Source organism: Micromonospora violae (assembly GCF_004217135.1).
In the GTDB taxonomy this organism is placed as follows: domain Bacteria; phylum Actinomycetota; class Actinomycetes; order Mycobacteriales; family Micromonosporaceae; genus Micromonospora; species Micromonospora violae.
Genome location: NZ_SHKK01000001.1, coordinates 957,105 through 981,332, shown reverse-complemented (window position 1 = coordinate 981,332; position 24,228 = coordinate 957,105). Strand labels below are relative to the sequence as shown.

Annotated in this window: 23 protein-coding genes; 2 read left to right on the top strand and 21 right to left on the bottom strand. The window is 72.6% G+C overall.

The window, feature by feature from the left end:
* Nucleotides 1-29: 29 nt before the first annotated feature.
* The 14 genes from EV382_RS04360 to pyrR all read right to left on the bottom strand — a co-directional run bounded on the left by EV382_RS04360 (nt 30) and on the right by pyrR (nt 17,007).
* Nucleotides 30-2,012, bottom strand: a complete 1,983-nt coding sequence (locus tag EV382_RS04360; RefSeq protein WP_130408436.1) for a primosomal protein N' — start codon at nt 2,010-2,012, stop codon at nt 30-32.
* On the bottom strand, nt 2,009-3,202 hold the full coding sequence (gene metK / locus EV382_RS04355; protein ID WP_130400345.1) for a methionine adenosyltransferase: 1,194 nt from the start codon (nt 3,200-3,202) through the stop codon (nt 2,009-2,011). Before metK ends, EV382_RS04360 begins: the two co-directional genes overlap by 4 nt.
* An 87-nt stretch (nt 3,203-3,289) precedes the next feature.
* Nucleotides 3,290-4,498: a bifunctional phosphopantothenoylcysteine decarboxylase/phosphopantothenate--cysteine ligase CoaBC gene (gene coaBC / locus EV382_RS04350; RefSeq protein ID WP_130400344.1), complete on the bottom strand. Its 1,209-nt coding sequence runs from the start codon at nt 4,496-4,498 to the stop codon at nt 3,290-3,292.
* Nucleotides 4,499-4,512: 14 nt separating this feature from the next.
* Entirely contained in the window at nt 4,513-4,776 is a 264-nt protein-coding gene (rpoZ, locus tag EV382_RS04345; protein ID WP_030335666.1) for a DNA-directed RNA polymerase subunit omega, read from the bottom strand.
* Nucleotides 4,777-4,840: 64 nt separating this feature from the next.
* Nucleotides 4,841-5,374: a nucleoside/nucleotide kinase family protein gene (locus tag EV382_RS04340; RefSeq protein ID WP_130400343.1), complete on the bottom strand. Its 534-nt coding sequence runs from the start codon at nt 5,372-5,374 to the stop codon at nt 4,841-4,843.
* A 25-nt stretch (nt 5,375-5,399) separates the two neighbouring features.
* On the bottom strand, nt 5,400-5,717 hold the full coding sequence (gene mihF / locus EV382_RS04335; protein WP_030335662.1) for an integration host factor, actinobacterial type: 318 nt from the start codon (nt 5,715-5,717) through the stop codon (nt 5,400-5,402).
* A gap of 178 nt (nt 5,718-5,895) precedes the next feature.
* Nucleotides 5,896-6,732: an orotidine-5'-phosphate decarboxylase gene (pyrF, locus tag EV382_RS04330; protein ID WP_130400342.1), complete on the bottom strand. Its 837-nt coding sequence runs from the start codon at nt 6,730-6,732 to the stop codon at nt 5,896-5,898.
* A gap of 74 nt (nt 6,733-6,806) precedes the next feature.
* A complete protein-coding gene (locus EV382_RS04325) occupies nt 6,807-8,081 on the bottom strand; it encodes an adenosylmethionine--8-amino-7-oxononanoate transaminase (RefSeq protein ID WP_130400341.1) in 1,275 nt (424 codons plus the stop codon).
* A 539-nt stretch (nt 8,082-8,620) separates the two neighbouring features.
* A complete protein-coding gene (locus EV382_RS04320; protein WP_130400340.1) occupies nt 8,621-9,667 on the bottom strand; it encodes a quinone-dependent dihydroorotate dehydrogenase in 1,047 nt (348 codons plus the stop codon).
* A complete protein-coding gene (carB, locus tag EV382_RS04315) occupies nt 9,664-13,011 on the bottom strand; it encodes a carbamoyl-phosphate synthase large subunit (protein WP_130400339.1) in 3,348 nt (1,115 codons plus the stop codon). Before carB ends, EV382_RS04320 begins: the two co-directional genes overlap by 4 nt.
* Complete coding sequence (gene carA, locus EV382_RS04310) at nt 13,004-14,167, bottom strand: glutamine-hydrolyzing carbamoyl-phosphate synthase small subunit (protein ID WP_130400338.1); 1,164 nt, start codon at nt 14,165-14,167, stop codon at nt 13,004-13,006. Before carA ends, carB begins: the two co-directional genes overlap by 8 nt.
* Nucleotides 14,168-14,225: 58 nt before the next feature.
* Nucleotides 14,226-15,503: a dihydroorotase gene (locus EV382_RS04305; protein WP_130400337.1), complete on the bottom strand. Its 1,278-nt coding sequence runs from the start codon at nt 15,501-15,503 to the stop codon at nt 14,226-14,228.
* Nucleotides 15,500-16,426, bottom strand: a complete 927-nt coding sequence (locus EV382_RS04300; RefSeq protein ID WP_030335650.1) for an aspartate carbamoyltransferase catalytic subunit — start codon at nt 16,424-16,426, stop codon at nt 15,500-15,502. The genes EV382_RS04305 and EV382_RS04300 overlap by 4 nt, the downstream gene beginning before the upstream one ends.
* On the bottom strand, nt 16,423-17,007 hold the full coding sequence (pyrR, locus tag EV382_RS04295) for a bifunctional pyr operon transcriptional regulator/uracil phosphoribosyltransferase PyrR (RefSeq protein ID WP_130400336.1): 585 nt from the start codon (nt 17,005-17,007) through the stop codon (nt 16,423-16,425). Before pyrR ends, EV382_RS04300 begins: the two co-directional genes overlap by 4 nt.
* A gap of 288 nt (nt 17,008-17,295) precedes the next feature.
* Here pyrR and bldD point away from each other — a divergent pair, with 288 nt between their 5' ends.
* Nucleotides 17,296-17,784 (top strand): transcriptional regulator BldD, encoded by a 489-nt coding sequence (gene bldD, locus EV382_RS04290; protein WP_007458348.1) that lies wholly within the window; start codon nt 17,296-17,298, stop codon nt 17,782-17,784.
* Between the two features lie 91 nt (nt 17,785-17,875).
* On the opposite strand, the gene nusB is transcribed toward bldD, so the two are convergent.
* The 5 genes from nusB to EV382_RS04265 form a co-directional block, all read right to left on the bottom strand.
* Nucleotides 17,876-18,286, bottom strand: a complete 411-nt coding sequence (gene nusB / locus EV382_RS04285) for a transcription antitermination factor NusB (protein ID WP_208641306.1) — start codon at nt 18,284-18,286, stop codon at nt 17,876-17,878.
* A gap of 23 nt (nt 18,287-18,309) precedes the next feature.
* Nucleotides 18,310-18,867, bottom strand: a complete 558-nt coding sequence (gene efp / locus EV382_RS04280) for an elongation factor P (RefSeq protein ID WP_130400335.1) — start codon at nt 18,865-18,867, stop codon at nt 18,310-18,312.
* An 86-nt stretch (nt 18,868-18,953) separates the two neighbouring features.
* Nucleotides 18,954-19,379 (bottom strand): type II 3-dehydroquinate dehydratase, encoded by a 426-nt coding sequence (gene aroQ, locus EV382_RS04275; RefSeq protein WP_130400334.1) that lies wholly within the window; start codon nt 19,377-19,379, stop codon nt 18,954-18,956.
* Nucleotides 19,380-19,435: 56 nt separating this feature from the next.
* Nucleotides 19,436-20,515 (bottom strand): 3-dehydroquinate synthase, encoded by a 1,080-nt coding sequence (aroB, locus tag EV382_RS04270; protein ID WP_130400333.1) that lies wholly within the window; start codon nt 20,513-20,515, stop codon nt 19,436-19,438.
* 10 nt (nt 20,516-20,525) lie between these two features.
* Nucleotides 20,526-21,524, bottom strand: coding sequence for a helix-turn-helix transcriptional regulator (locus EV382_RS04265; protein ID WP_130400332.1), 999 nt, complete (start codon nt 21,522-21,524; stop codon nt 20,526-20,528).
* A gap of 79 nt (nt 21,525-21,603) precedes the next feature.
* On the opposite strand from EV382_RS04265, the gene EV382_RS04260 reads away from it, so the two are divergent.
* Nucleotides 21,604-22,332, top strand: coding sequence for an alpha/beta fold hydrolase (locus tag EV382_RS04260; protein ID WP_130400331.1), 729 nt, complete (start codon nt 21,604-21,606; stop codon nt 22,330-22,332).
* Nucleotides 22,333-22,507: 175 nt separating this feature from the next.
* Here the strand turns inward: EV382_RS04260 and EV382_RS04255 are convergent, their stop codons facing one another.
* Together EV382_RS04255 and aroC are read right to left on the bottom strand one after the other, a co-directional pair.
* Nucleotides 22,508-23,011 carry a shikimate kinase gene (locus EV382_RS04255; protein ID WP_130400330.1) on the bottom strand — a complete coding sequence of 168 codons (504 nt, stop codon included), beginning with the start codon at nt 23,009-23,011 and terminating at the stop codon, nt 22,508-22,510.
* Nucleotides 23,011-24,189, bottom strand: a complete 1,179-nt coding sequence (gene aroC / locus EV382_RS04250) for a chorismate synthase (RefSeq protein ID WP_130400329.1) — start codon at nt 24,187-24,189, stop codon at nt 23,011-23,013. Before aroC ends, EV382_RS04255 begins: the two co-directional genes overlap by 1 nt.
* Nucleotides 24,190-24,228 lie beyond the last annotated feature (39 nt).

Below are 24,228 nucleotides of genomic sequence, written 5' to 3'. Positions count from 1 at the left end.
TTGTCACCCCCGGCACCGGCCGAAACTCCTCAGAACAGGCTCAGCGGATCGACCTGGAGACGAACCGGATCGGCGGCCTTGCGGGCAGCCCGAGCGCCAGCCGCCGAGTGCAACGCGTCGGCGAGCGCGGCAGCCCGGGCCCGGGGCACCCGGACCAGCATCCGCTCCCGGCCCTCCTCGGCCGGCACCGGCCCGAGCACCTCGGCGTCCTCCGGCAGCCGGGCCGCGGCCAGCAGGTCCGCCACCGCCTCGGCCGCGCCGGTGACGCTCGCCATCCGCACGGCCGGTGGGAAACCCAACTCGCGGCGCTCGGCCAACTCCCGGCCGGCGAACCAGCCGGCGTCCCAGCGCAGCAGCGCCTGCACGGGGGCGAGCGCGCCGTCGGCGACCACCACCACCCGACCGCTCGGCGCCGGGCGGGCCAGGGCCGCCGCCGCCAGCCAGCGACGCAGCGCCTCCTCGCCGGCGCGCAGGTCGGCGCGGGTCAGCAGAGCCCACGAGTCGAGCAGCAGCACCGCGCCGTACCCGCCCTCGGCGACCGGCTCGGCGCCCGGGGTGGCCACCACCAGGGCCGCGCCGCCGGGCACGTCGGTCAGCACCTCCTCGCGCCCCGACGTGCGCACCGCGACACCGGGGAAGGCCCGGCCCAACTCCTCGGCGGTCCGCCGGGCACCGGTCACCGCGGCCCGCAGCCGCCGCCCACCGCACTCCGGGCAGGCGTACGCGGCCGCCACCCGGGCGCACCACCGGCAGGCCGGGGTGCCGCCGGCCGAGGGCAGCGCGAGCGGGCCGGCGCAGTGCACGCAGCGGGCCGGGGTGCGGCAGTCGGCGCAGGAGATCGACGGCAGGTAGCCGCGCCGGGGCACCTGCACCAGCACCGGCAGGTCCTGCCGAAGGGCGTCCCGGGCGGTCGTCCAGGCCAGGCTGGGCAGCCGGGCGGTGGCGGCCCCCGGGTCACGGGCCAGTTGCGGGTCGTCGCCGGTCGGCGCGATGGCCGGGATCCGCGCCCGCACGGTGCTCCGGTCGGCGACCACCTCCCGCGCCCAGCCGGTCTCCACCAGCAACTGCGCCTCCGCCGTCCGGGCGTACCCGCCGACCAGCGCGCCGGCCTCGGCGAGGTGGACCCGGGTGAGCAGCACGTCGCGGGCGTGCGGGTAGGGCGCCCGGGGCTCGGAGTGCAGGTCGTCACCGTCGTCCCAGATGGCGACCAGGCCGAGTCGGGCCACCGGGGCGAACATCGCCGCCCGGGTGCCGATCACCACCGGCACCTGGCCACGGCGAGCGGCGAGGAACGCCCGGTAACGCCGGGCCGGGCCGAGCGCGGCGGAGAGGCTGACGTGCCTTCCCGGGCCGAGCACGCCGGTCAGCGCGGCGTCGAGGCGGTCCAGGTCCCGTGCGTCGGGCACCACGACCACCGCGCCGCGCCCGCCGGCGACGGTGGCCGCCACCGCGTCGGCGTAGCGGGCCGCCCAGTCCTCACCGGGCAGCGCCGACCAGACCGCGCGGGGCGCCCGGCCGTCGGCGAGCGCGCGCAGCAGGGCCGGGCCGGTCGGGTAGTCGCGCCACCCGCGCGGGTCGACCGCCTCGGCCGGGGCCGTCGGGGCCGCCGGGGCGGGTTGGTCGTCGCGGGGCTCCTTCTCCACCCGGGCGTGCCGGGGTGGAACGGCGAGCCGGAGCACGTCGGCGAGGCTGCCCGCGTACCGGTCGGCGACCGCCCGGGCCAGCCGGGCGATCTCGGGGGCCAGCACCGGCTCCGGCGAGACCACCTTCTCCAGGTACGCGAGGCGCCCGGTGTGCCCGGAGTCGTCGGCGCGCGACAGCAACCACCCGTCGACGAGTTGCCCGGCGAAGCGCACCTTCACCCGGGTACCGGGCACCGCCACCTCGTCCAACTCCGCCGGCACCAGGTAGTCGAACGGCCGGTCCAGGTGCGCCAGCCCGACATCCACGCAGACACGCGCGACCGGCGACCCATCCGCGGGTCGCCGGTCGCTGCGCTTGGTGGCGGTCAGGCTCCCGCGGCCGACTTGAGGTCGGCGGCCCGGTCGGTGCTCTCCCAGGTCAGGTCCGGCAGCTCCCGGCCGAAGTGGCCGTACGCGGCGGTCTGCTGGTAGATCGGGCGGAGCAGGTTGAGGTCCCGGATGATCGCGGCCGGGCGCAGGTCGAACACCTCGGAGACGGCCTTCTCGATCGAGGAGACGGGCACGGTCTCGGTGCCGAACGTCTCGATGAACAGGCTCACCGGGTGCGCCTTGCCGATGGCGTAGGCGACCTGCGCCTCGCACCGCTCGGCCAGACCGGCGGCGACCACGTTCTTGGCCACCCAGCGCATCGCGTACGCGGCCGAGCGGTCGACCTTGGACGGGTCCTTGCCGGAGAACGCGCCGCCGCCGTGGCGGGCGTACCCGCCGTAGGTGTCGACGATGATCTTGCGGCCGGTCAGCCCGGCGTCACCCATCGGGCCGCCGATCTCGAACCGGCCGGTCGGGTTGACCAGCAGCCGGTAGCCGTCGGTGTCCAGGCCGAGGCTCTCCAGCTCCGGAGCGATCACGTGGTCGCGGACGTCCGGGGTGAGCAGCGAGTCCAGCGAGATGTCGGCGGCGTGCTGGCTGGACACGACCACGGTGTTCAGCCGGACCGGGCGCAGCCCCTCGTACTCGATGGTGACCTGGGTCTTGCCGTCCGGCCGCAGGTACGGAATCGTGCCGTCCTTGCGCACCGCCGAGAGGCGGCGGGCCAGCCGGTGGGCCAGCGCGATCGGCAGCGGCATCAGCTCGGGCGTCTCCGAGCAGGCGAAGCCGAACATCATGCCCTGGTCGCCGGCGCCCTGCGCGTCCAGCGCGCTCTCCGACGCGCCGGTCCGCAGCTCGAAGGCGTTGTCCACCCCCTGGGCGATGTCCTCGGACTGGGCGCCGATGGAGACGCTGACCCCGCAGGAAGCGCCGTCGAAGCCCTTCTTCGACGAGTCGTAGCCGATGTCGAGGATGGTCCGGCGGACGATCGTCGGGATGTCGGCGTACGCCTTGGTGGTCACCTCACCGGCGATGTGCACCTGACCGGTGGTGATCATGGTCTCCACTGCGACGCGGCTGTGGGGGTCCTCGGTCAGCAGCGCGTCGAGGATGCCATCGCTGATCTGGTCAGCGATCTTGTCCGGGTGGCCTTCCGTGACCGATTCGGACGTGAAGAGACGGCGTGTCACGGCACTCCTAAGCGTGTGGGGTCGTTCCGCGGCAGTCTAATCACCACTGCGGCCGGTGTCGGGATCGGTCGCGCTCTGTTCCACCCGTCAGGAGCGGTTGGCCAGCCGCGCCACGACGAGATCCCAGACGGCGTCGGCCACCGCGTCCTTGGCCTGCTCGGGCAGCCGGCTCACCGAACCGTCCGCGCCGATCACCGTCACGGTGTTGGTGTCGGCGCCGAAGACCAGGTCCGGGCCGACCTCGTTGACCACGATCAGGTCGGCCCGCTTCCGGGCGAGTTTCGCCCGGCCGTTGGCCTCGGCGTCGCCGGTCTCGGCGGCGAACACCACCAACACCTGATCTGGTCGTTTGCGCTGGCCGAGCTCCGCCGCGATGTCCGGGTTGGTGACGAGCTCGATGGTGGGTGCGACGCCGTCGTCCGACTTCTTGATTTTGCCAGTCGCGTACGTCGCGGGCCGGAAATCGGCCGGAGCCGCCGCCATCACCACCGCGTCGGCGTCGACGGCGGCCTTGACGGTCGCCTCCCGCAGCTCGGCGGTGGTGCCCACCCGGATCAGGTCGACGCCGGCCGGGTCGGCGAGGTCGACGTTGGCCGCGATCAGGGTGACCCGGGCGCCCCGGGCGACCGCCGCACGGGCGAACGCGTACCCCTGCTTGCCCGACGAGCGGTTGCCCAGGAAACGGACCGGGTCCAGGGGCTCACGGGTGCCACCGGCGGTGACGACCACCCGACGACCGGCCAGGTCGGCGGGGGCGGAGGCACCGCGGGCCAGGAGCCGACCGGCGACGGCGAAGATCTCCGCCGGGTCGGGCAGCCGACCCTTGCCGGTGTCGGCGCCGGTGAGCCGGCCGACGGCGGGCTCGATGACCCGCACACCCCGGGACCGCAGCGTGGCGACGTTGGCCACGGTGGCGGGGTGCTCCCACATCTCGGTGTGCATGGCCGGGGCCAGCAGGACCGGGCAGCGGGCGGTCAGCAGGGTGTTGGTGAGCAGGTCGTCGGCGAGGCCGTGCGCGGCCTTGGCGAGCAGGTCGGTGGTGGTCGGCGCGACCACCACGAGGTCGGCCTGCTTACCGAGCCGGACGTGCGGCACCTCGTGCACGTCGGTCCAGACGTCGTCGGCGACGGGTTGACCGGAGAGCGCGGCCCAGGTCGGCGCTCCGACGAAGCGGAGCGCCGACGCGGTTGGCACAACCCGAACCCGGTGACCCGATTCGGTGAAGAGTCTCAGCAGCTCGCACGCCTTGTAGGCGGCGATGCCGCCACCGACCCCGAGAACGATCGAGGCGGACATCGGCCAGCGAGGGCTTACGGCTGGTCGGTCGGCTCTGCGGTGAGCAGGCCCGAGTTGATCTCGCGCATGGCGATCGAGAGCGGCTTCTCCTGCGGAGTGGTCTCGACGAGCGGACCGACGTACTCCAGCAGACCCTCACCGAGCTGGCTGTAGTAGGCGTTGACCTGGCGCGCGCGCTTGGCGGCGAAGATGACCAGCGCGTACTTCGACGTCGTCTTCTCGAGGAGCTCGTCGATCGGCGGGTTGGTGATGCCTTCGGGGTTGGCGATGGATCCCACGAATTAACCTCTGCGTCTTTCGAGCCGCGCGGACGCGGTGCTGAGTCTCAACGGCGGCCGGCCGTCAGCCACGCACGCGCGACCAGGCCGGATCCGGATAAGAAGAACCGAGTAAGCCTACCAGCTCCTCTACCACCCGTTCGGTGTGGTCGTGGGTCAGCGTGTGCTCGACGGCGACGGCCACGGTGGCGTCCGGCGCGTACCCGGGTGGGCTCAGCAGCACCAGCCGGGCATCGGGCAGGCGGGCACGGACCAGGGTGGCGCCGCGCAGGTCGAGCGGGAGCAGCACCGGCTGGCCGGCGTCGAGCCGGGCGCGCAGCGGCGGGAACGGGGTGCCCCGGCGGTACGAACCGATCCGGGACCACTCCAACAGCTCGCCGTCGACGACCCGGCGATCGAACTCGGCGGGGGCGAGGAAGACGCGGTCGACCCCGTCGACCTCCGACTCCCGGCGCGGCCTGGTGGTCGCCGCGACCGGGATCCACACGGACGGAGAACGCGCCCGGACGAGCTCGACGACACTCTCCCTGCCGGAACCCGAAGGTCCAGCCAGGACAGTGAGCCGAGCCGCCGGGCGCGCCTCGTCATCCGTGCTCACTGCTTGTTTCTACACGCTGCCAGGTTCAGTTGGCGGCGAACTCTCCAAGCAGTGCCTTGCGCTGCTGCTCGCCGAGGCCACGCAGGCGACGGCTGTCGGCGATCTTGAGCTTCTCCATGATCTGGGTAGCCCGGATCTTGCCGATGCCCGGCATGGCCTGCAGGACGGCGGACACCTTGAGCTTGCCGACGACGTCGTCGCTCTCGGCCCGCTCGAGGACAGCACCGAGGGTGGTCTTGCCCTGCTTGAGCTGCTCCTTCAGCTGAGCACGGGCCTTGCGGATCTCCGCGGCCTTCTCGAGCGCGGCAGCGCGTTGTTCGGGGGTCAGTGACGGGAGCGGCACCAGTTCTCCTCAGGTCCCTATCGCGGCGGGCGGGGCGCACCGCCGCATCTGTGAAACGTGGTGTCGCTGTGAACCAAGGGGTCCATGGTTCCCAGCGCGGGGAAAACTAGCGGCCAACGGAGCTTTCGGCAACGTGGGGGCCGCATGATCACCGTAGAGTGACCGACCCGTCAGTCAGTCACCGGGCAGGCAGGACGGCCCGGCAGTCGACCAACACGCGCTCCGCTGCGGCCCGCAGCGCGGCCACATCAGGGCCGGCCGAGAGCACTTCCCGGGAGTACGACGGGAGCACCGAGGCGAGGCTCGAACCGAAGACGGTACGCAGATCGGCCGCGCCGGCACCCTGCGCGCCGAGCCCCGGGGCGAGCAGCGGGCCGCCCACTCCGGAGAGGTCGTGACCGGTGTCACCGATGGTCGCGCCGACCACCAGCCCGAAGCTCCCGAGCGGGCTCGCACCCCTGTTGAGCTGGGAAATCTCGTCGATCACGGTCTGCGCGACGGTGCGACCGTCGGCCGTGACGGCGCGCTGCACGGCCGCGCCCTCGGGGTTGGAGGTGAGGGCCAGCACGAACACGCCGCCGCCGTGCTCGGCGGCCAGCTCGAACATCGGCGCCAGCGAGCCGACCCCGAGAAAGGGGCTCGCGGTGACCGCGTCGACATACACCGGGCTGGATGGATCGAGGTACGCGGCGGCGTACGCGCTCACCGTCGAGCCGATGTCGCCGCGCTTGACGTCGAGCAGAACGAGCGAGCCGGCATCTCGCAACTGTCGGATAGTTGACTCAAGAATCGCCACACCTCGGGACCCGAACCGCTCGAAAAAGGCCGACTGAGGCTTGACTACCGCAACCCGGTCACCGAGTGCTTCCACGACGGTGCGGCTGAACCGGTCGAGCCCCTCGACGTCGTCCGGGAGGCCCCACTGGGCCAGCAGACCGGGATGCGGATCGATGCCCACACAGAGTGGGCCCCGCTCGGTGATCGCCCGGTGCAGCCGGGTACCGAAGCTCTCCATGGCCAGTGTTCCCCTCTCCTCGTCCGGGCGGCTGCCCCGCCCGGGTAACCCGTCGACCCGGTGGCCGGGCCGACTCAGCCGGCCGCCACCGCCGCCGCCACCCCGGTCGCGATCCGGGCCAGGTCGGCGTCGTCGGTGACGTACGGCGGCATCGTGTAGATCAGGTCGCGGAACGGACGCAGCCACACCCCCTGGGCGACCGCGGCCGCGGTCGCCGCGCCGAGGTCGACCTCGTGGTCGAGCTGGACCACGCCGATCGCGCCGAGCACCCGTACATCGGCCACCCCCGGCGCGCCACGCAGGGGCTCCAGGCCGGCACGCAGGCCGGCGGAGACCCTGGCGACCTGTCCGGCCCAGTCTCCGGCCCGCAGCAGCCCGATGGAGGCGTTCGCCACCGCACAGGCCAGGGGGTTGCCCATGAACGTGGGCCCGTGCGCCAGCACGCCGGCCGCCGAGATGCCCTGGGCCACCTCCGGGGTGCACAGGGTCGCCGCGAGGGTCAGGTACCCGCCGGTCAGCGCCTTGCCCACGCACAGCACGTCCGGCGTCACCCCGGCGTGTTCGGCGGCGAACATCGCACCGGTACGGCCGAACCCGGTGGCGATCTCGTCGAAGATCAGCAGAATCCCGTGCGCGCGGGTCACCTCACGCAACACGCGCAGGTAACCCGGGTGGTGGAAGCGCATCCCGCCGGCACCCTGGACGACGGGCTCGACGATCACGGCGGCCAGTTCGTCGGCGTGCCGCTCGACCGTCTCCACCAGCGCCGCCAGGTACGCGTCGTCGGGCGGGTCGGTGAAGCCGCCCGGCGGGACCGGGGCGAACACCTGCCGGGGCAGCACGTCGCCCCAGAGGTGGTGCATCCCGCCCTCGGGGTCGCAGACGCTCATCGGGTGGAACGTGTCGCCGTGGTAGCCACCCCGCCAGGTCGCCAGCCGGCGACGCTGGGGTCGCCCGATGGCCCGCTGGTACTGCAGGCACATCTTCACGGCCACCTCGACGCTGACCGAGCCGGAGTCGGCCAGGAACACGTGCTCCAACCCGTCCGGGGCCAGCTCGACCAGGGTCTGGGCGAGCCGCACCGCCGGCTCGTGGGTGAGCCCGCCGAACATCACGTGGCTCATCCGGCCGAGCTGGTCGGTCACCGCCGCGTCCAGGACCGGGTGTCGGTAGCCGTGGATCGCCGCCCACCAGGACGACATCCCGTCCACCACCTCACGTCCGTCGGCCAGGGTCAGCCGTACCCCCTCGGCGCTGCGCACCACGTACGGCCGGCTCGCCGGCGGCAACGCGGCGTACGGATGCCAGACATGCGCCCGGTCGGCGGTCAGGATCTCCTCGGGTGTCACGCGTACTCCTCTGCGCCTTGAACGGTCCGGACGGCGGACGTCCGACGGCCGGGTCGAATCCCAGCACCGCCGCCGCCTCCGCCGCCGCCGCTTCCATTACCGCCGCCTTTGCTCTGCACCCGCAGCCGACGCCACTCCCGCCGCCTTTGCAGCCGCAGCCGACGCCACTCCCGCCGCCTTTGCAGCCGCAGCCGACGCCACTCCCACCCCCGACGCCTTTGCTCTGCACCCGCGGACGCGCCGCCCGGGGGCCGGGTGGCACGCTGCGGGCCGGGTGGCACGCTGCGGGCCGGGTGGCACGCTGCGGGCCGGGTGGCACGCTGCGGGCCGGGTGGCACGCTGCGGGCCGGGTGGCGCGCTGCGGGTGGCGCATCCACGGGTGCAGAGCAAAGGGACAACAGCGGACGCGGGCTCCTCAGCCCGGAGCGGACTCGGCACCCGGCGGCGCCGGGCCCAGAGCGGACTCGGCACCCGGCGGCGCCGGGCCTGGAGCGGACTCGGCACCCGGTTACGCCGAGCCCGCACCAGGCCGGAGGCGGTCACCGGCCCGCGACGGGATCCGGTGCCGTCGACGTGGCAGCCGCGCGAGCGGCGGCGCGGACCAGGGCCGGGCCTCGGTAGATGAAGCCGGTGTAGAGCTGCACCAGGGCGGCGCCGGCATCGACCATCCGGGTCGCGTCGTCCGGATCCAGGACACCGCCGACGCCGATGATCGGCAGCCGACCGCCGGTCTCCCGGTGGACGAAGGCGACCACGTCGCGGGCCCGCGCGGTGAGCGGCCGACCGGAGAGGCCACCGGCCTGCGCGCCACGCTCGACGTCGACGCTGGCCAGCCCGTCCCGAGACAGGGTGGTGTTGGTGGCGATCACCCCGGCAGCACCACGGGCCAGGCAGACCTCCAACAGTTCGGCGATCGCCGCCTCGGTCAGATCTGGTGCGATCTTGACCAGCACCGGCTTCTCCCCCACCAGCGCGCCGAGCAGCGCGTCCAGGTGGGCGCGGTCCTGCAACGAGCGCAGGCCCGGGGTGTTCGGGGAGGACACGTTCACCGCGAAGTAGTCACCGTGCCCGCGCAGCGCCCGGTACGAGGCCAGGTAATCCTCGACCGCGGCGTCGAGCGCTGTCACCTTGGACTTGCCCAGCGAGATGCCCAGCGGCACCCCGAGCGGGCGCGGCAACGCCGTGAGCCGGGCGGCCAGCGCGGCGGCCCCGGCGTTGTTGAAGCCCATCCGGTTGACCACGGCCTCACTCGCCGGCAACCGGAACAGCCTCGGCCGGGGGTTGCCCGGCTGGGCGTGCGCGGTGACCGTGCCGACCTCCACGAAACCGAAGCCGAGCGCCGGCCAGGCCGGCAGCGCCGCGCCGTCCTTGTCCATCCCGGCGGCCAACCCGATCGGGTTGGGGAACCGCACCCCGAACACCGTGCGCGGCGCGTCGACCGCGTACCGGGCTCGGAGCGCGCCGAGTGCGGCCGGCCGCCGGGACAGCGCCGCCAACCGCCGCAGTGTCCACTCGTGCGCCGCCTCGGCGTCCCCGCCACCAAGCCGGAACAACCCCGGCCGCACCACCCGCTCGAACACTGTCACTGGGCCGCCCGGAGGATCGCGTGCAGGTCCTGCAGGGGGCGTACCTGCATGTCGCCGCGGATCCGCGCCTCAATGCCCATCACGGCCGCGGCGGCGCCGGGGACCGTGGTGATGCAGGGGATGTCCGCGGTGACGGCCGCGCTGCGGATCTCGTACCCGTCGGAGCGGGCGCTGGCACCCGAACCCTGCGGCGTGTTGATCACCAGCGCCACGTGGCCGCCGCCGATCAGCGACACCGCGTCGTCGCCCGCACCGGCCTGGTAGTGCTTGCGGATCTGCTCGCAGGCGATGCCGTGCCGGCGCAGCACCTCCGCCGTACCGGCGGTGGCGACGATCTCGAAGCCCAGGTCGGCCAGCCGCTTGATCGGGAAGATCATGCCGCGCTTGTCCCGGTTCGCCACCGAGACGAAGATCTTCCCAGCGGTCGGCAGCGACCCGTACGCGGCGGACTGGCTCTTGGCGAAGGCGTGCCCGAAGTTGGTGTCGATGCCCATCACCTCGCCGGTCGACTTCATCTCCGGCCCGAGCAACGAGTCGATCCCCTTGCCCGCGCGGGTCCGGAACCGCTTGAACGGCAGCACCGCCTCCTTGACCGCGACCGGCGCGTCCGCGGGCATCGTGCCCCCGTCCCCGGTCGCCGGCAGCAGCCCCTCGGCGCGCAGCTCGGCGATGCTCGCCCCGAGCGCGATCCGGGCCGCCGCCTTCGCCAGCGGCACCGCCGTGGCCTTGGAGACGAACGGCACGGTCCGCGACGCCCGAGGGTTGGCCTCCAGTACGTAGAGCACGTCGTCCTTGAGGGCGTACTGCACGTTGAGCAGGCCGCGGACGCCGACGCCACGGGCGATGGCCTCGGTGTAGCGGCGAACGTCGGCCAGGTGCGAGCCCGCGAGGGTGATCGGCGGGAGCGCGCAGGAGGAGTCGCCGGAGTGGATACCCGCCTCCTCGATGTGCTCCATCACGCCGCCGATGTAGACCTCACCGTCGGCGTCGCACAGCGCGTCCACGTCGATTTCGATGGCGTCGTCGAGGAAGCGGTCCACCAGCACCGGGTGGTCCGGGGAGATGTCGGTGGCCCGACCGATGTAGTCGCGCAGCGTCGGGTCGTCGTAGACGATCTCCATGCCCCGACCGCCCAGCACGTACGACGGCCGGACCAGCACCGGGTAGCCGATCTCGTCGGCGATCGTCTTGGCCTCGTCGTACGAGGTGGCCATGCCGTGCGCCGGCGCGCGCAGCCCGGCCCGGGCCAGCACCGCGCCGAACGCGCCCCGCTCCTCGGCCAGGTGGATCGACTCCGGGGAGGTGCCGACGATCGGCACACCCGCGTTCTTGAGCCGCTGCGCCAGCCCCAGCGGGGTCTGCCCGCCGAGCTGCACGACCACCCCGACCACGCCCGGTCCGCCGGCCGCCCGGCCGGACGAGTCCTCGGCGTGCCAGACCTCCAGGACGTCCTCGAAGGTCAGCGGCTCGAAGTAGAGCCGGTCGGCGGTGTCGTAGTCGGTGGAGACCGTCTCCGGGTTGCAGTTGACCATGACGGTCTCGTAACCGGCCGCCCGCAACGCCTGGACCGCGTGCACGCAGGAGTAGTCGAACTCGATGCCCTGCCCGATCCGGTTCGGGCCGGAGCCCAGGATCAGCACCTTCGGCCGGTCCGACGGCGCGACCTCGGTCTCCAGGTCGTACGTCGAGTAGTGGTAGGGCGTGGTCGCCTCGAACTCGGCCGCGCAGGTGTCCACGGTCTTGTAGACCGGGCGCACGTCGAGCCGGTGCCGCAGGGTCCGTACGCCGTCCTCGGCCGCCAACTCCGGGCGCAGCGCGGCGAGCTGCCGGTCGGACAGACCCGCCCGCTTGGCGCGGCGCAACAGGTCGGCGTCGAGCACCGGCGCGTCGACGATCTCGGCGCGCAGCTCGATCAACGCGGCGATCTGGTCCAGGAACCACGGGTCGATCCCGCCGGACGCCTCGGCGACCTCGGCGATCGACGCCCCGAGGCGCAGCGCCCGCTCGACGGTGTACAACCGGCCGTCGTGCGGGACGCGCAGCGCGGCGAGAGTGTCCGCCAGGGTGACGCCCGCCGGGTCCGGCACGCTCCAGAAACCGGCCGACTTGGTTTCCATCGAGCGCATCGCCTTGTTCAGCGCCTCGGTGAAGTTGCGACCGAGACTCATCGCCTCGCCCACCGACTTCATCGTGGTGGTCAGCTCCGGGTCCGCGCCGGGGAACTTCTCGAACGCGAACCGGGGGATCTTCACCACCACGTAGTCGAGGGACGGCTCGAACGCCGCCGGCGTCTTCAGGGTGATGTCGTTGGGGATCTCGTCGAGGGTGTAGCCGATGGCCAGCTTCGCGGCGATCTTCGCGATCGGGAAGCCGGTCGCCTTGGAGGCCAGCGCCGAGGAGCGCGACACCCGCGGGTTCATCTCGATCACGACGATCCGGCCGTCGGCCGGGTTGATCGCGAACTGGATGTTGCAGCCGCCGGTGTCCACCCCGACCTCGCGCAGCACGGCGATGCCCAGGTCGCGCAGGCGCTGGTACTCCCGGTCGGTGAGCGTCATGGCCGGGGCCACGGTGACGCTGTCGCCGGTGTGCACGCCCATCGGGTCGATGTTCTCGATCGAGCAGACCACCACCACGTTGTCGTGGCGGTCCCGCATCAGCTCAAGCTCGTACTCCTTCCAGCCGAGCACGCTCTCCTCGATGAGGACCTCGTGCACCGGGCTGGCGGTGAGGCCGTCACCGGCGATGCGGGCCAGGTCCTCCGGGGTGTGCGCCATCCCGGAGCCCAGGCCACCCATGGTGAACGACGGCCGGATCACCACCGGGAGACCCAGCTCGGCGACGGTCGCCTCGACCTCCTCCATCGAGTGGCAGACCCGCGAGCGGGGCACCAGCGCGCTCGGGTCGTCGACACCCAGCCGGACGCCGGCCTTCGCCACGATCTCCTTGAACAGCTGCCGGTCCTCGCCCCGGTTGATGGCGTCGATGTTCGCGCCGATCAGCTCCACGCCGTACTTCTCCAGCACGCCGCCCTCGTGCAGGGCGACGGCGGTGTTCAGCGCGGTCTGCCCGCCGAGGGTCGCGAGGATCGCGTCCGGGCGCTCCTTGGCGATGACCAGCTCCACGAACTCCGGGGTGATCGGCTCGACGTAGGTCGCGTCGGCGAACTCCGGATCCGTCATGATCGTTGCCGGGTTGGAGTTGACCAGGCTGACCCGGATCCCCTCACTGCGCAGGACCCGGCACGCCTGGGTGCCGGAGTAGTCGAACTCGCAGGCCTGCCCGATGACGATCGGCCCGGAGCCGATCACGAGGATGTGCTTGAGATCGGTCCGCTTAGGCATTGCTGCGCCCCTTGCTGTGGGTACGACCCTCGATCAAATCGGCGAATCGGTCGAAAAGGTAGTCCGCGTCGTGCGGGCCGGCCGCGGCCTCCGGGTGGTACTGGACGGTGAACGCGGGCAGGTCCACGGCCCGCAGCCCCTCGACCACGTTGTCATTGAGGCAGACGTGCGACACCCGTACGCCACCGAAGTCGGTGTCGATCACCTGGTCGGGGACGACCGTGCCGACGCCGGCACCCGGCACCTGCACGGCGAAGCCATGGTTGTGGCTGGTCACCTCGACCTTGCCGGTGACCCGGTCGAGCACCGGCTGGTTGATCCCCCGGTGGCCGTAGCCCAGCTTGTAGGTGCCGAAGCCGAGCGCCCGACCGAGGATCTGGCTGCCGAAGCAGATGCCGAAGAGCGGAATCTGCCGGCGCAGCGCCTCCCGGGCCAGCTCCACCGGGGCGTCGGCGGTGGCCGGGTCGCCCGGGCCGGGCGACAGGAAGATCGCGTCCGCGCCGGTGGCGAGCATCTGCTCGATGCTCGACGACGCCGGCAGCACGTGGGTGGTCACACCCCGGGTGGCGAGCCGGCGCGGCACGTTGCGCTTGATGCCCAGGTCCAGCGCGGCCACCGTGAACCGGTGCTCGCCCAGGGCCTCGACGACGTACGGCTCAGCGGTGCTCACCTCGGCGGACAGGTCCGCGCCGACCATCTGCGGTGCCTGGCGGACCCGGGCCAGCAGGCTCTGCGGGTCGGTGTCGACGCTGGAGATGCCCACCCGCATGGCGCCCCGCTCGCGCAGGTGCCGGGTCAGCGCCCGGGTGTCCACCCCGCTGATGCCCACCACACCCTCGGTGGCGAGGCGATCCTCCAGGCCACCGGTGGCCCGCCAGTTCGAGCCGATCCGGGCCGGGTCACGCACGACGTACCCGGCCACCCAGATCCGGGCGGACTCGTCGTCCTCGCCGTTGACGCCGGTGTTGCCGATGTGCGGCGCGGTCTGCACCACCACCTGACGGTGGTAGGACGGGTCGGTCAGGGTCTCCTGGTAACCGGTCATGCCGGTGTTGAAGACCGCCTCGCCGAAGGTCTCCCCGACGCTGCCGTACGCCTCACCGGGGAAGGTGCGTCCGTCCTCCAGCACCAGGATTGCGGGTCTGCGCTTGCTCATTACCGAGCCCGCCTTTCGTTCGCGACTGCGGGACTCCGCTTCGCTGCGTTCCTCGCGCTCACTTGACAGCCTTTCCGTCCAGGACCGTCGGCTCGCCACGCAGGAAGGTCGCCACGATGCGACCCGGCAGCGTCATGCGGGCGTACGGGGTGTTGCGACTGCGACTGGCCAACTCCGTCGGCTCGATGGTGCGGCGGGCGGCCGGGTCGATCAGGGTCAGGTTCGCCGGGACACCCGGCGCGGGGTCGACGCCGTGCCCGGTGAGCCCGGCGATCCGTGCGGGGGTGCGCGACATGCGCTCGGCGATCAGGTCCCACTCGGGGCCGAGCACGTCCAGCGCGATGGAGAGGGCCGTCTCCAGACCGAGCATCCCCGGTCGGGCGTACGCCCACTCGCACTCCTTGTCCTCCACCGCGTGCGGGGCGTGGTCGGTGGCGATCACGTCGATCACCCCGTCGGCCAGCGCGGCGCGCAGGGCGGCGACGTCGGTCGCGGTGCGCAGCGGCGGGTTGACCTTGTAAACCGGGTCGTAGGTCTCGGCCTTGACGTCGGTGAGCAGCAGGTGGTGCGGGGTCACCTCGGCGGTCACCCGCACCCCGCGCGCCTTGGCCTGGCGCAGCACCTCGACGCTGCCGGCGGTGGAGACGTGGCAGACGTGCAGTCGGCTGCCCACGTGCTCGGCGAGCAACACGTCCCGGGCGATGATCGCCTCCTCGGCGACCGCCGGCCAGCCGATCAGGCCGAGCCGGGTGGAGACCTCACCCTCGTGCATCTGGGCGCCCTCGGTGAGCCGGGGCTCCTCGGCGTGCTGGGCGATGATCCCGTCGAACGCCTTGACGTACTCCAGGGCCCGGCGCATCAACTTCGGGTCGGCGACGCAGTGCCCGTCGTCGGAGAAGATCCGCACCCGGGCGGCCGAGTCGGCCATCGCGCCCAGCTCGGCCAGCTGCTCGCCGGCCAGCCCGACGGTGACCGCGCCGATCGGCTGCACGTCGACCAGGTTGGCCTCCCGGCCGAGCCGCCAGACCTGCTCGACCACGCCGGCGGTGTCGGCCACCGGGGAGGTGTTGGCCATCGCACAGACCGCCGTGTAGCCGCCGAGCGCCGCCGCCCGGGACCCGGACTCGACGGTTTCGGCGTCCTCCCGACCGGGCTCGCGCAGGTGGGTGTGCAGGTCGACGAGACCGGGCAGGGCGACCAGGCCGGTGCCGTCGACGACGGTGGCGTCCGGCGCGGTCAGGCCGGAACCGACAGCGGCGACCACGCCGTCGCGGATCAGCAGGTCGGTCGGCTCGGCGCCGACGACACTCACGTTGGTGATCAGGTACGCGGTCACCGGTTGTTCCCTCCGAGCAGCAGGTAAAGGACAGCCATCCGCACGGAGACCCCGTTGGTGACCTGTTCGACGATGGTGGAGCGGGGTGAGTCGGCGACCTCGGGGGTGATCTCCATCCCCCGGTTCATCGGCCCGGGGTGCATGACGATCGCGTGTTCGGGCAGCCGGCGCATCCGCGGCCCGTCCAGCCCGTAGCGGCGGGCGTACTCGCGCGCGGAGGGGAAGTAGGAGTCGTTCATCCGCTCCCGCTGCACCCGCAGCATCATCACCACGTCCACGTTGGGAAGAACCGAGTCGAGGTCGTAGGAGACGTCGGTGCCGGGCGCGAGGGCACCCGCGATGTCGACCGGGATGAGGGTCGGCGGGCCGACCAGGGTGACCTTGGCGCCGAGGGTGGAGAGCAACAGCACGTTGGAGCGGGCGACCCGGGAGTGCAGCACGTCCCCGACCACCGCGACCGACAGGCCGGCGAGCCGGCCCAGCCGGGCCCGCATGGTGTACGCGTCCAGCAGCGCCTGGGTGGGGTGCTCGTGGGTGCCGTCGCCGGCGTTGACCACCGACCCGTCCACCCAGTTGGCCAGGCGGTGCGGCGCGCCGGAGGCGGGGTGTCGGACGACCACGGCGTCGGCGCCCATGGCCTGCAGGGTCAACGCGGTGTCCTTCAGGCTCTCGCCCTTGGTGACGCTGGACCCCTTCGCGGAAAAGTTGATCACGTCGGCGCTGAGCCGCTTCGCCGCCGCCTCGAACGAGATCCGGGTACGCGTGGAGTCCTCGTAGAAGAGGTTCACCACGGTCCGGCCCCGCAACGCGGGAAGCTTCTTGATCTCCCGGCCGGCGACGGTGGCCATCTCGGCGGCGGTGTCCAGGATCTCGGTGGCCGTGTCGGCGTCCAGGTCCCCGCCGGAGAGCAGGTGCTTGATCATGAGACGGTTCCCCCGTACAACTTGACCTCGTCGGTCCCGTCGACCTCGGCGAGCGTCACCTTGACGCTCTCGGCGAGCGAGGTCGGGATGTTCTTGCCGACGTAGTCGGCGCGGATCGGCAGCTCCCGGTGACCCCGGTCGACCAGGACGGCGAGCTGCACCGACGCCGGGCGTCCCACATCGTTGAGCGCGTCGAGCGCGGCCCGGACGGTGCGGCCGGAGAAGAGCACGTCGTCGACGAGGATGACCCGCTTGCCGTCGATCCCGCCGGACGGCAGCTCGGTCGGCCCCACCGCGCGGGTGGCGTGCCGGCGGAGGTCGTCGCGGTACAGGGTGATGTCGAGCACACCGACCGGGACGGCGACGTCCTCGAAGGTGCTGATCCGGTCGGCGAGCCGCCGGGCGAGGGGGGTGCCCCGGGTGGGAATCCCCAGCAGCACCGTGTTCGCGGCACCCTGGGTCTTCTCCAGGATCTGGTGGGCGATGCGGTCGACCACGCGTTGCACGTCGGCGCTGGCGAGGATCACCTTCACCGAGGGTTGTCGCGGTGGTGACGAGCGGGCAGCCGGTGGGTAGGCCACGGCGGACCTCCTTCCCCGCCTCACGGGACGGGTCGTTAAAGGATGTCGGGCACCTCCGGCCGGACCGGTCAGCAGACCTGGGCCGGGGCTTCCGCCACGTTACCAGTGGTCACCGGGCCGATGGACGGCGGCTGCTGACCACCGGGTCAGGCACCGGAAAAGGGGAAAACTTCCCGGACGCTCCCCAACGGTAGGGTCACGACCACTTGACCACGTGTCGCATTCCCCGTACCGTCACGCTCCGTAGCGATCGACGGGAGAACCCCGAGCAGCACTGGGAGTGTCCGAATGCCCTCTGAATACGCCAAGTCGCTGGGCGCCCGCCTGCGCTCCATCCGCCAGCAGCAGGGTCTCTCCCTGCAGGGTGTGGAGGAGAAGTCGAACGGGCGGTGGAAGGCCGTGGTGGTCGGCTCGTACGAGCGTGGCGACCGGGCCGTGACGGTGTCCCGTCTGGCCGAGTTGGCCGAGTTCTACCGCGTACCCGTCTCGGAGCTGCTGCCTGACGGCAGTGGCGTCCGTCACGAGCCCACCAGCAAGATTGTCCTGGACCTGGAGCGGCTCTACGACGAGGCCTCCGAGGACCTGGCCTACGTGGCCCGCTACGCCCGCGCCATCCAGCAACAGCGCGGTGACTACAACGGCCGGGTGCTCTCCATCCGCGCCGACGACCTGCGGGCGCTCGCGATCGTCTACGACGCCTCACCGTCGGGCCTGATCGAGCGGCTCACCGAGCACGGCGTGCTGGTGGCCGACCCGCGGGCGTTCTTCGCATCCTGATCTGCCGCTTCACCTGATCTGCCGCTTCACCGAAAGGGCCCGTGCCGGCTGGCACGGGCCCTTTCGCGTACGGCGCTCGCTGGGGAGACGCTCAGCGGGTGGCGTACTCGGCGATCCGGCCGAGCACCCCGTTGAGGAATCGCGGCGAATCGTCGGTCGACATCTGCCGGGCCAGCTCCACGGCCTCGCTGATCGCCACCGCGTCGTCGATCTCGTCGACGTAGAGCAACTCGTAGACGGCGATCCGGGCCAGATTGCGGTCGACGACCGGCATCCGCTCCAGCGTCCAACCCTCGGCGTAGCTGGCGATCAGCTCGTCGATCCGGTCGAGGTGCTCGGCAACCCCCTCGACCAGGCCCACCGCGTAACCCAGGTGCTCCGGTCGGGGCTGCTCGATCCGCTGCACGTAGCCGGCGAGCACCTCCACCGGAGGCTTGTCCCGTAGGTCGGCCTCGTAGAGGACATCCAGCGCCCGCTTACGCGCCTTGCGGCGCGCCGGCATCTGCTGCTTGGAACCCTCAGCCATCAGGCGCGGCCGAGGTAACGGCCGTCGCGGGTGTCGACCTTGATCTTCTCGCCGGTGGTGATGAACAGCGGCACCGGCACGGTGGCGCCGGTCTCCACGGTCGCCGGCTTGGTGCCGCCGGTCGAGCGGTCGCCCTGCAGGCCCGGCTCGGTGTAGGTGACCTCCAGCACGACGCTGGTGGGCAGCTCGATGTAGAGCGGCACACCCTCGTGCTGGGCGACGGTCGCCTCCGCCTCGGGCAGCAGGTAGTTGGCTGCCTCACCGACGGTGCCACCGGGCACGGTGATCTGGTCGAAGGTCTCCAGATCCATGAAGACGAAGTCCTCGCCGTCGGCGTACAGGTACTGCATCGTGCGCTTGTCAACGGTCGCGGTCTCGACCTTGGTGCCCGCGTTGAAGGTCTTGTCGACCACCTTCCCGGACAGCACGTTCTTCAGCGTGGTGCGCACGAAGGCGCCACCCTTACCGGGCTTGACGTGCTGGAACTCGACGACGGACCAGAGCTCGCCGTCCAGGTTGAGTACCAGGCCGTTTTTGAGGTCGTTGGTGGAGGCCATTTCCTGCCTTGATCATCAATTGGCGGACAGACCCTACGAGTCTACTAGCTGCGTCGAATCGCCCGGCCCCCGCTCGGGGCGGCCGCTCAGCGGGTGGCCAGATGGTGCAGAGCGAGACGATAGCCGTCAATGCCCAGACCGCAGATCACCCCGGTCGCCACCGCCGACACCACCGAATGGTGCCGGAACTCCTCGCGGGTGTGGATGTTGGAGATGTGCACCTCCACCAGCGGCCCCCGCAGCATGGCGCAGGCGTCGCGCACCGCGACCGAGTAGTGCGACCAGGCGGCCGGGTTGAGCACCACCGCGGCACCCTCGTCGGCCGCCGCGTGCAGCCAGCCGAGCAGCTCGTGCTCCGCGTCGGTCTGCCGGACCGTCACCGCCAGCCCCAACTCCCGACCGGTGCTCTCACAGAGCGCCACCAGATCGGCGTACGTGGTCGCGCCGTACACGTCGGGCTCGCGGGTGCCCAGCCGACCCAGGTTCGGCCCGTTGAGGACGTACACCTTCACGGGACCTTCCTTCGTTCGCGACTGCGGGGCTCGCAGACCCGGCTCACTCCTCGCGCTCACGGGGCCGCCAGCTCCTGGTAGGCGGCCTCCAGCAACGCGTCGTCCGGGCCCTCCAGGATCGCCGGGCGGGCCAGCCCGTCGAGCACCACGAAGCGCAACCGGCTGCCCCGGGTCTTCTTGTCCACCCGCATCGCGGCCAACAGCTGCGGCCAGGCGTCGGCCGGGTAGCTCACCGGCAGGCCCAGCGCGGTCACCGCGGCCCGGTGCCGGTCGGCGGTCGGCGCGTCCAGCCGCCCGGCGAGCCGGGCCAGCGTGGCCGCGTACACCAGACCGACGGCGACGGCGTGGCCGTGCCGCCAGCGGTAGCCCTCGTTCTGCTCGATCGCGTGGGCCAGGGTGTGACCGTAGTTGAGCACCTCCCGCACGCCCGACTCGCGCAGGTCGCCGGAGACCACGTCGGCCTTGACCCGGATCGCCCGCTCGATCAGCTCCCGGCTCACCGGCCCACGGGGGTCGGTGGCGGCCGCCGGGTCATCCTCGATGAGATCCAGGATGGCCGGGTCGGCGATGAATCCGCACTTGACGACCTCGGCCAGCCCGGCCGCCAGGTCGACCGCGGGCAGGCTGTCCAGCGTGGCCAGGTCGGCCAGGACCCCGACCGGCGGGTGGAACGCGCCCACCAGGTTCTTGCCGGCGGCCGTGTTGATGCCCGTCTTGCCGCCCACCGCGGCGTCGACCATGCCCAGCAGCGAGGTCGCCACCGGCACCCAGCGCACCCCCCGCAGCCAGCAGGCCGCGACGAAGCCGGCCAGGTCGGTCACCGCGCCGCCACCCACCCCGACGACCGCGTCGGTACGGGTGAAACCCGCCGCGCCGAGTCGGTCCCAGCAGGCGGAGGCGACGTCGATGTGCTTGCCCGACTCGGCGTCGGGCACCTCGATCGGCAGTGGCGTGACGCCGGCGGCGCGCAGGCGCTCACCGACCGCGTCCGCGAGGGCCTTGAGCGGAGGCGCGTGCAGCACCGCCACCCGGGTCGCGCCGGGCAGCAGGCCGGGCAGCGCGCCCAGCAGGTCACGTCCCACCAAGACGTCGTACGGCCGCTCGCCGCCGACCGGAATCCGGGTCACCTCGTCCATCGCCGGCAGCCTAGTCCAGCGGGCGGCGCGGCGACGGCGGCTGTCCACCTGCTGGCCGGGCGGCCCACTCCGCCAGCCGGCGGGCGTGCTCGGCCACCGCGACGCGCAGCGCGTCCGGGTATCGCACCGTGAACGGACAGCCCAGCCCGGCGAGCAGTGCCGCCAGGCCGGGCAGGCTCTCCGCCCGGGCCCGCAGCACCACCCCGTCGGTGGTGGCGGTCAACTCGGCCACGCTGGGTGGGATGCGGCGTTGGGCGGCGACCAGGTCGGTCTCCAGCACGACCTCCACCTCATGCCGGTAGGGCACCCCGGCCAGCGACCGGGTCACCCAGGCCACCGCGTCGAAGCCGGCCGGCACGGTGAACGTCGCCACGCCGGGCGTCACCGTGCCGATCCGGTCCAGTCGGAAGGTGCGGACCTCCCCGCGCCGGTGGTCGTGGCCGGTGACATACCAACGGCCGGAGTGGAAGACCAGCCCGTACGGGTCGAGTTCGCGCCGCGACTGCTCGCCCCGCCAGGAGCGGTAGTCCAGCGCGACCCGTTGCCGGTGCCGGGTGGCCGAGGCCAGCGCGAGCAGGGTGGCCGACGCTGGTCCGCGTTCCGGCTCGGCCCGACGCAGGGTGAAGCCGAGATGTTCCTGCACGGCGGCGAGCCGGTCGGCGAGCGCCACCGGCAGCACCCGGCGGATCTTCGCCAGCGCGGTGGCGGTGGCGGGCTGCTCGGTGGCGAGCCCGACCCGTTCGGCGACGACGAGGCCCAGCAGCACGGCCACCGCCTCGTCGTCGGTGAGCATCAGCGGCGGCAGCTTGTAACCGGCGTGCAGCCGGTAGCCACCGTGACGGCCCCGGTCGGCGGTGACGGGTAGACCCAGCTCGACCAGTGTGGCCACGTACCGGCGGACGGTCCGCTCGTCCACCCCGAGCTGGCCGGCGAGCTCGGGGGCCGTCGACCGGTGCCGGGTCTGCAGCAGTTCGAGCAGGGCCAGCACCCGGCCTGCGGGATGTGACACGGACCACTCCTTGAAACCGGGCGGATCCTTTCCGGATTCGATCGTACGGTCTGTCGGTAACCGAGAAAAGGAGCGACAGATGGCGACATTCGTACTGGTGCCGGGGTTCTGGCTGGGCGCCTGGGCGTGGCGGGAGGTGACCGTCGCACTGCGGTCGCAGGGGCACGAGGTCCACCCGATGACCCTGACCGGGCTGGCCGAGCGCGACCACCTCGCCGGGCCGACGGTCACCCTGGACACGCACACCACCGACATCGTCCGGCTGATCGAGGTCGAGGACCTGCGCGACGTGCTGCTGGTCGGGCACTCCGGCGGTGGCATGCCGGTCGCCCAGGCCGCCGACCGCGTCCCGGACCGGGTCGCCCGGGTGGTCTACGTGGAGAGTGGGCCGCTGCCGGACGGCACCGCGCAGTTCGACACCGTGCCACCGGCGGAGCAGGAGCGGCTGCGGGCCGCGATCGGCGACGGTCACCTGCTGCCGCCGCCGGCCTGGGACCCGGCCGCCGACCCGACCAACCTGGCCGGCCTGGACGAGCCGACGTTGGCGCTGCTGCGCGCCCGGGCCACCCCGCAGCCGCTGCGGACCGCCACCGACCCGGTCCGACGCACCGGTAATCACCCGGTGCCGACCGCGCTGGTCGCCAGCACCTTCCCGCTCAGCGTGGTGCAGCAGATGATCAGAGAGGAGCATCCGTTCTTCACCGGCCTGGCCGCGGGTCAGCTGCACGAGCTGCCCACCGGGCACTGGCCGATGCTCAGCGAGCCGAAGGCCCTCGCCGACGTCCTCGACCTGATCGCCCGCAGCTGACCGATGCGCCGATCTCGCGTCGATCTCGCGCCGGCCGAGCCCACCCTCGTCGATCATGGACTTGTGGTGCCGGGTTTGCGGGTCCACAGGCAGTTCGTCCCCCACCACAACTCCATGATCGACGGGGTTGGGGCGGGGGCGGGGGCGGGGTGGGGTGGGGCGGGTGGGGGTGGGGTCAGCGGGGCAGCAGCGCGGCGATCTCGGCGACCACCGCTGCCGGGGTCTGGCCGTCGGTGACCACGGTCTCGGTGGCCACCTCGGCGTAGAGCGGTCGGCGCTGGTCCAGCAGGTGCTTGAGGGTGGCCCGGGGGTTGATCGCCAGCAACGGCCGACCGGCGCCGAGCCCGACCCGCTTGACCGCGTCGGGCAGCTCGACCGACAGGTGCACCACCCGGTGCCCGACCAGCGCCGCCCGGGTCTCCTCGGCCAGCACCGCGCCGCCGCCGAGGGCGAGCACGCCCGTGCCGGCCGCCAGCGCCGCGGCCACGGCGGCCCGTTCCAGGGTACGGAAGTGCGCCTCACCCTCGTCGATGAAGATCTCCGGGATCGGCTTGCCGGCCATCTGCTCGATGTCGGTGTCGGTGTCGCGGAACTCCACGCCGAGGGTGGCCGCGAGCGCCCGGCCGACGGTGGTCTTGCCGCAGCCGGGCGCGCCGACCAGCACGACGACCGGCGCCATCAGCGGATGACCAGCGCGTCGAGGTATCCGGCCAGGTTGCGGCGGATCTCGGCGATCGAGTCTCCGCCGAACTTCTCGGTCGCCGCCTCGGCGAGCACCAGCGCCACCATCGCCTCGGCGACCACCGCCGCGGCGGGCACCGCGCAGACGTCGGAGCGCTGGTTGATCGCGGTGGCCGGCTCGCCGGTGGCGACGTCCACGGTGGAGAGGGCACGGTTCAGCGAGGAGATCGGCTTCATCGCGGCACGGACCCGCAGCGGCTCACCGGTGGTGATGCCACCCTCCAGCCCGCCGGCCCGGTCGGTGACCCGACGGACGCCGGTGGCCGACGGGATGATCTCGTCGTGCGCCGACGAGCCGCGGGACCGGGCCTGCTGCCAGCCGTCGCCGATCTCCACGCCCTTGATCGCCTGGATGGACATCAGCGCGGTGGCGAGCCGGGCGTCGAGCTTGCGGTCCCACTGCACGTGGCTGCCCAGCCCCGGCGGCACCCCGTACGCCAGCACCTCGACGACGCCGCCGAGGGTGTCGGCGGCCTTCTTCGCGGCATCGACCTCGGCGACCATCAGGGCGCTGGCCTCCGGGTCGAGGCAGCGCAGCGGGTCGGCGTCGATCCGGGCGGCGTCGGACGGCGTGGGGCGTAGGCCGGGCTTCGCGGCCACCGGGCCCAACTCGACGACGTGCGAGACGATCTCGATGCCGAGCGCCTGCCGGATCAGCGCCTTGGCGACCGTGCCGACGGCCACCCGGGCGGCGGTCTCCCGGGCGCTGGCGCGTTCCAGGATCGGACGGGCGTCGGTGTGGCCGTACTTCTGCATGCCGGCCAGGTCGGCGTGGCCCGGCCGGGGGCGGGTCAGCGGGGCGTTGCGGGCCTGCCGGGCCAGCTCGTCCGGGTCGACCGGGTCGGCGGCCATCACGGTCTGCCACTTCGGCCACTCGGAGTTGCCCACCCGGATGGCCACCGGGCTGCCCAGGGTGACGCCGTGCCGCAGGCCGCCGAGCAGCTCGACCTCGTCCCGCTCGAACGACATCCGGGCACCCCGGCCATAGCCGAGCCGCCGACGGGCCAGCTCGTCGGCGATCTCGGTGGTGGTCACCTCGATGCCGGCCGGCACCCCCTCCAGCATCGCGATGAGGGCGGGACCGTGCGATTCACCTGCAGTCAACCAGCGCAACACAGCGGTCAGTCTGTCACGACGGGCCACCGGCGCGGCGCG

Bases quoted from the DNA above. Each gene is read 5' to 3' on its own strand.
- coaBC (WP_130400344.1), bottom strand. From the start codon at position 4,498: ATGTCCGCCTCGATCGTTCTCGGGGTCGGTGGCGGCATCGCCGCCTAC.
- pyrF (WP_130400342.1), bottom strand. From the start codon at position 6,732: ATGGAGAGCTTCGGTACCCGGCTGCACCGGGCGATCACCGAGCGGGGC.
- carB (WP_130400339.1), bottom strand. From the start codon at position 13,011: ATGCCTAAGCGGACCGATCTCAAGCACATCCTCGTGATCGGCTCCGGG.
- carA (WP_130400338.1), bottom strand. From the start codon at position 14,167: ATGAGCAAGCGCAGACCCGCAATCCTGGTGCTGGAGGACGGACGCACC.
- EV382_RS04300 (WP_030335650.1), bottom strand. From the start codon at position 16,426: ATGATCAAGCACCTGCTCTCCGGCGGGGACCTGGACGCCGACACGGCC.
- bldD (WP_007458348.1), top strand. From the start codon at position 17,296: ATGCCCTCTGAATACGCCAAGTCGCTGGGCGCCCGCCTGCGCTCCATC.
- nusB (WP_208641306.1), bottom strand. From the start codon at position 18,286: ATGCCGGCGCGCCGCAAGGCGCGTAAGCGGGCGCTGGATGTCCTCTAC.
- efp (WP_130400335.1), bottom strand. From the start codon at position 18,867: ATGGCCTCCACCAACGACCTCAAAAACGGCCTGGTACTCAACCTGGAC.
- aroB (WP_130400333.1), bottom strand. From the start codon at position 20,515: ATGGACGAGGTGACCCGGATTCCGGTCGGCGGCGAGCGGCCGTACGAC.
- EV382_RS04260 (WP_130400331.1), top strand. From the start codon at position 21,604: ATGGCGACATTCGTACTGGTGCCGGGGTTCTGGCTGGGCGCCTGGGCG.
- EV382_RS04255 (WP_130400330.1), bottom strand. From the start codon at position 23,011: ATGGCGCCGGTCGTCGTGCTGGTCGGCGCGCCCGGCTGCGGCAAGACC.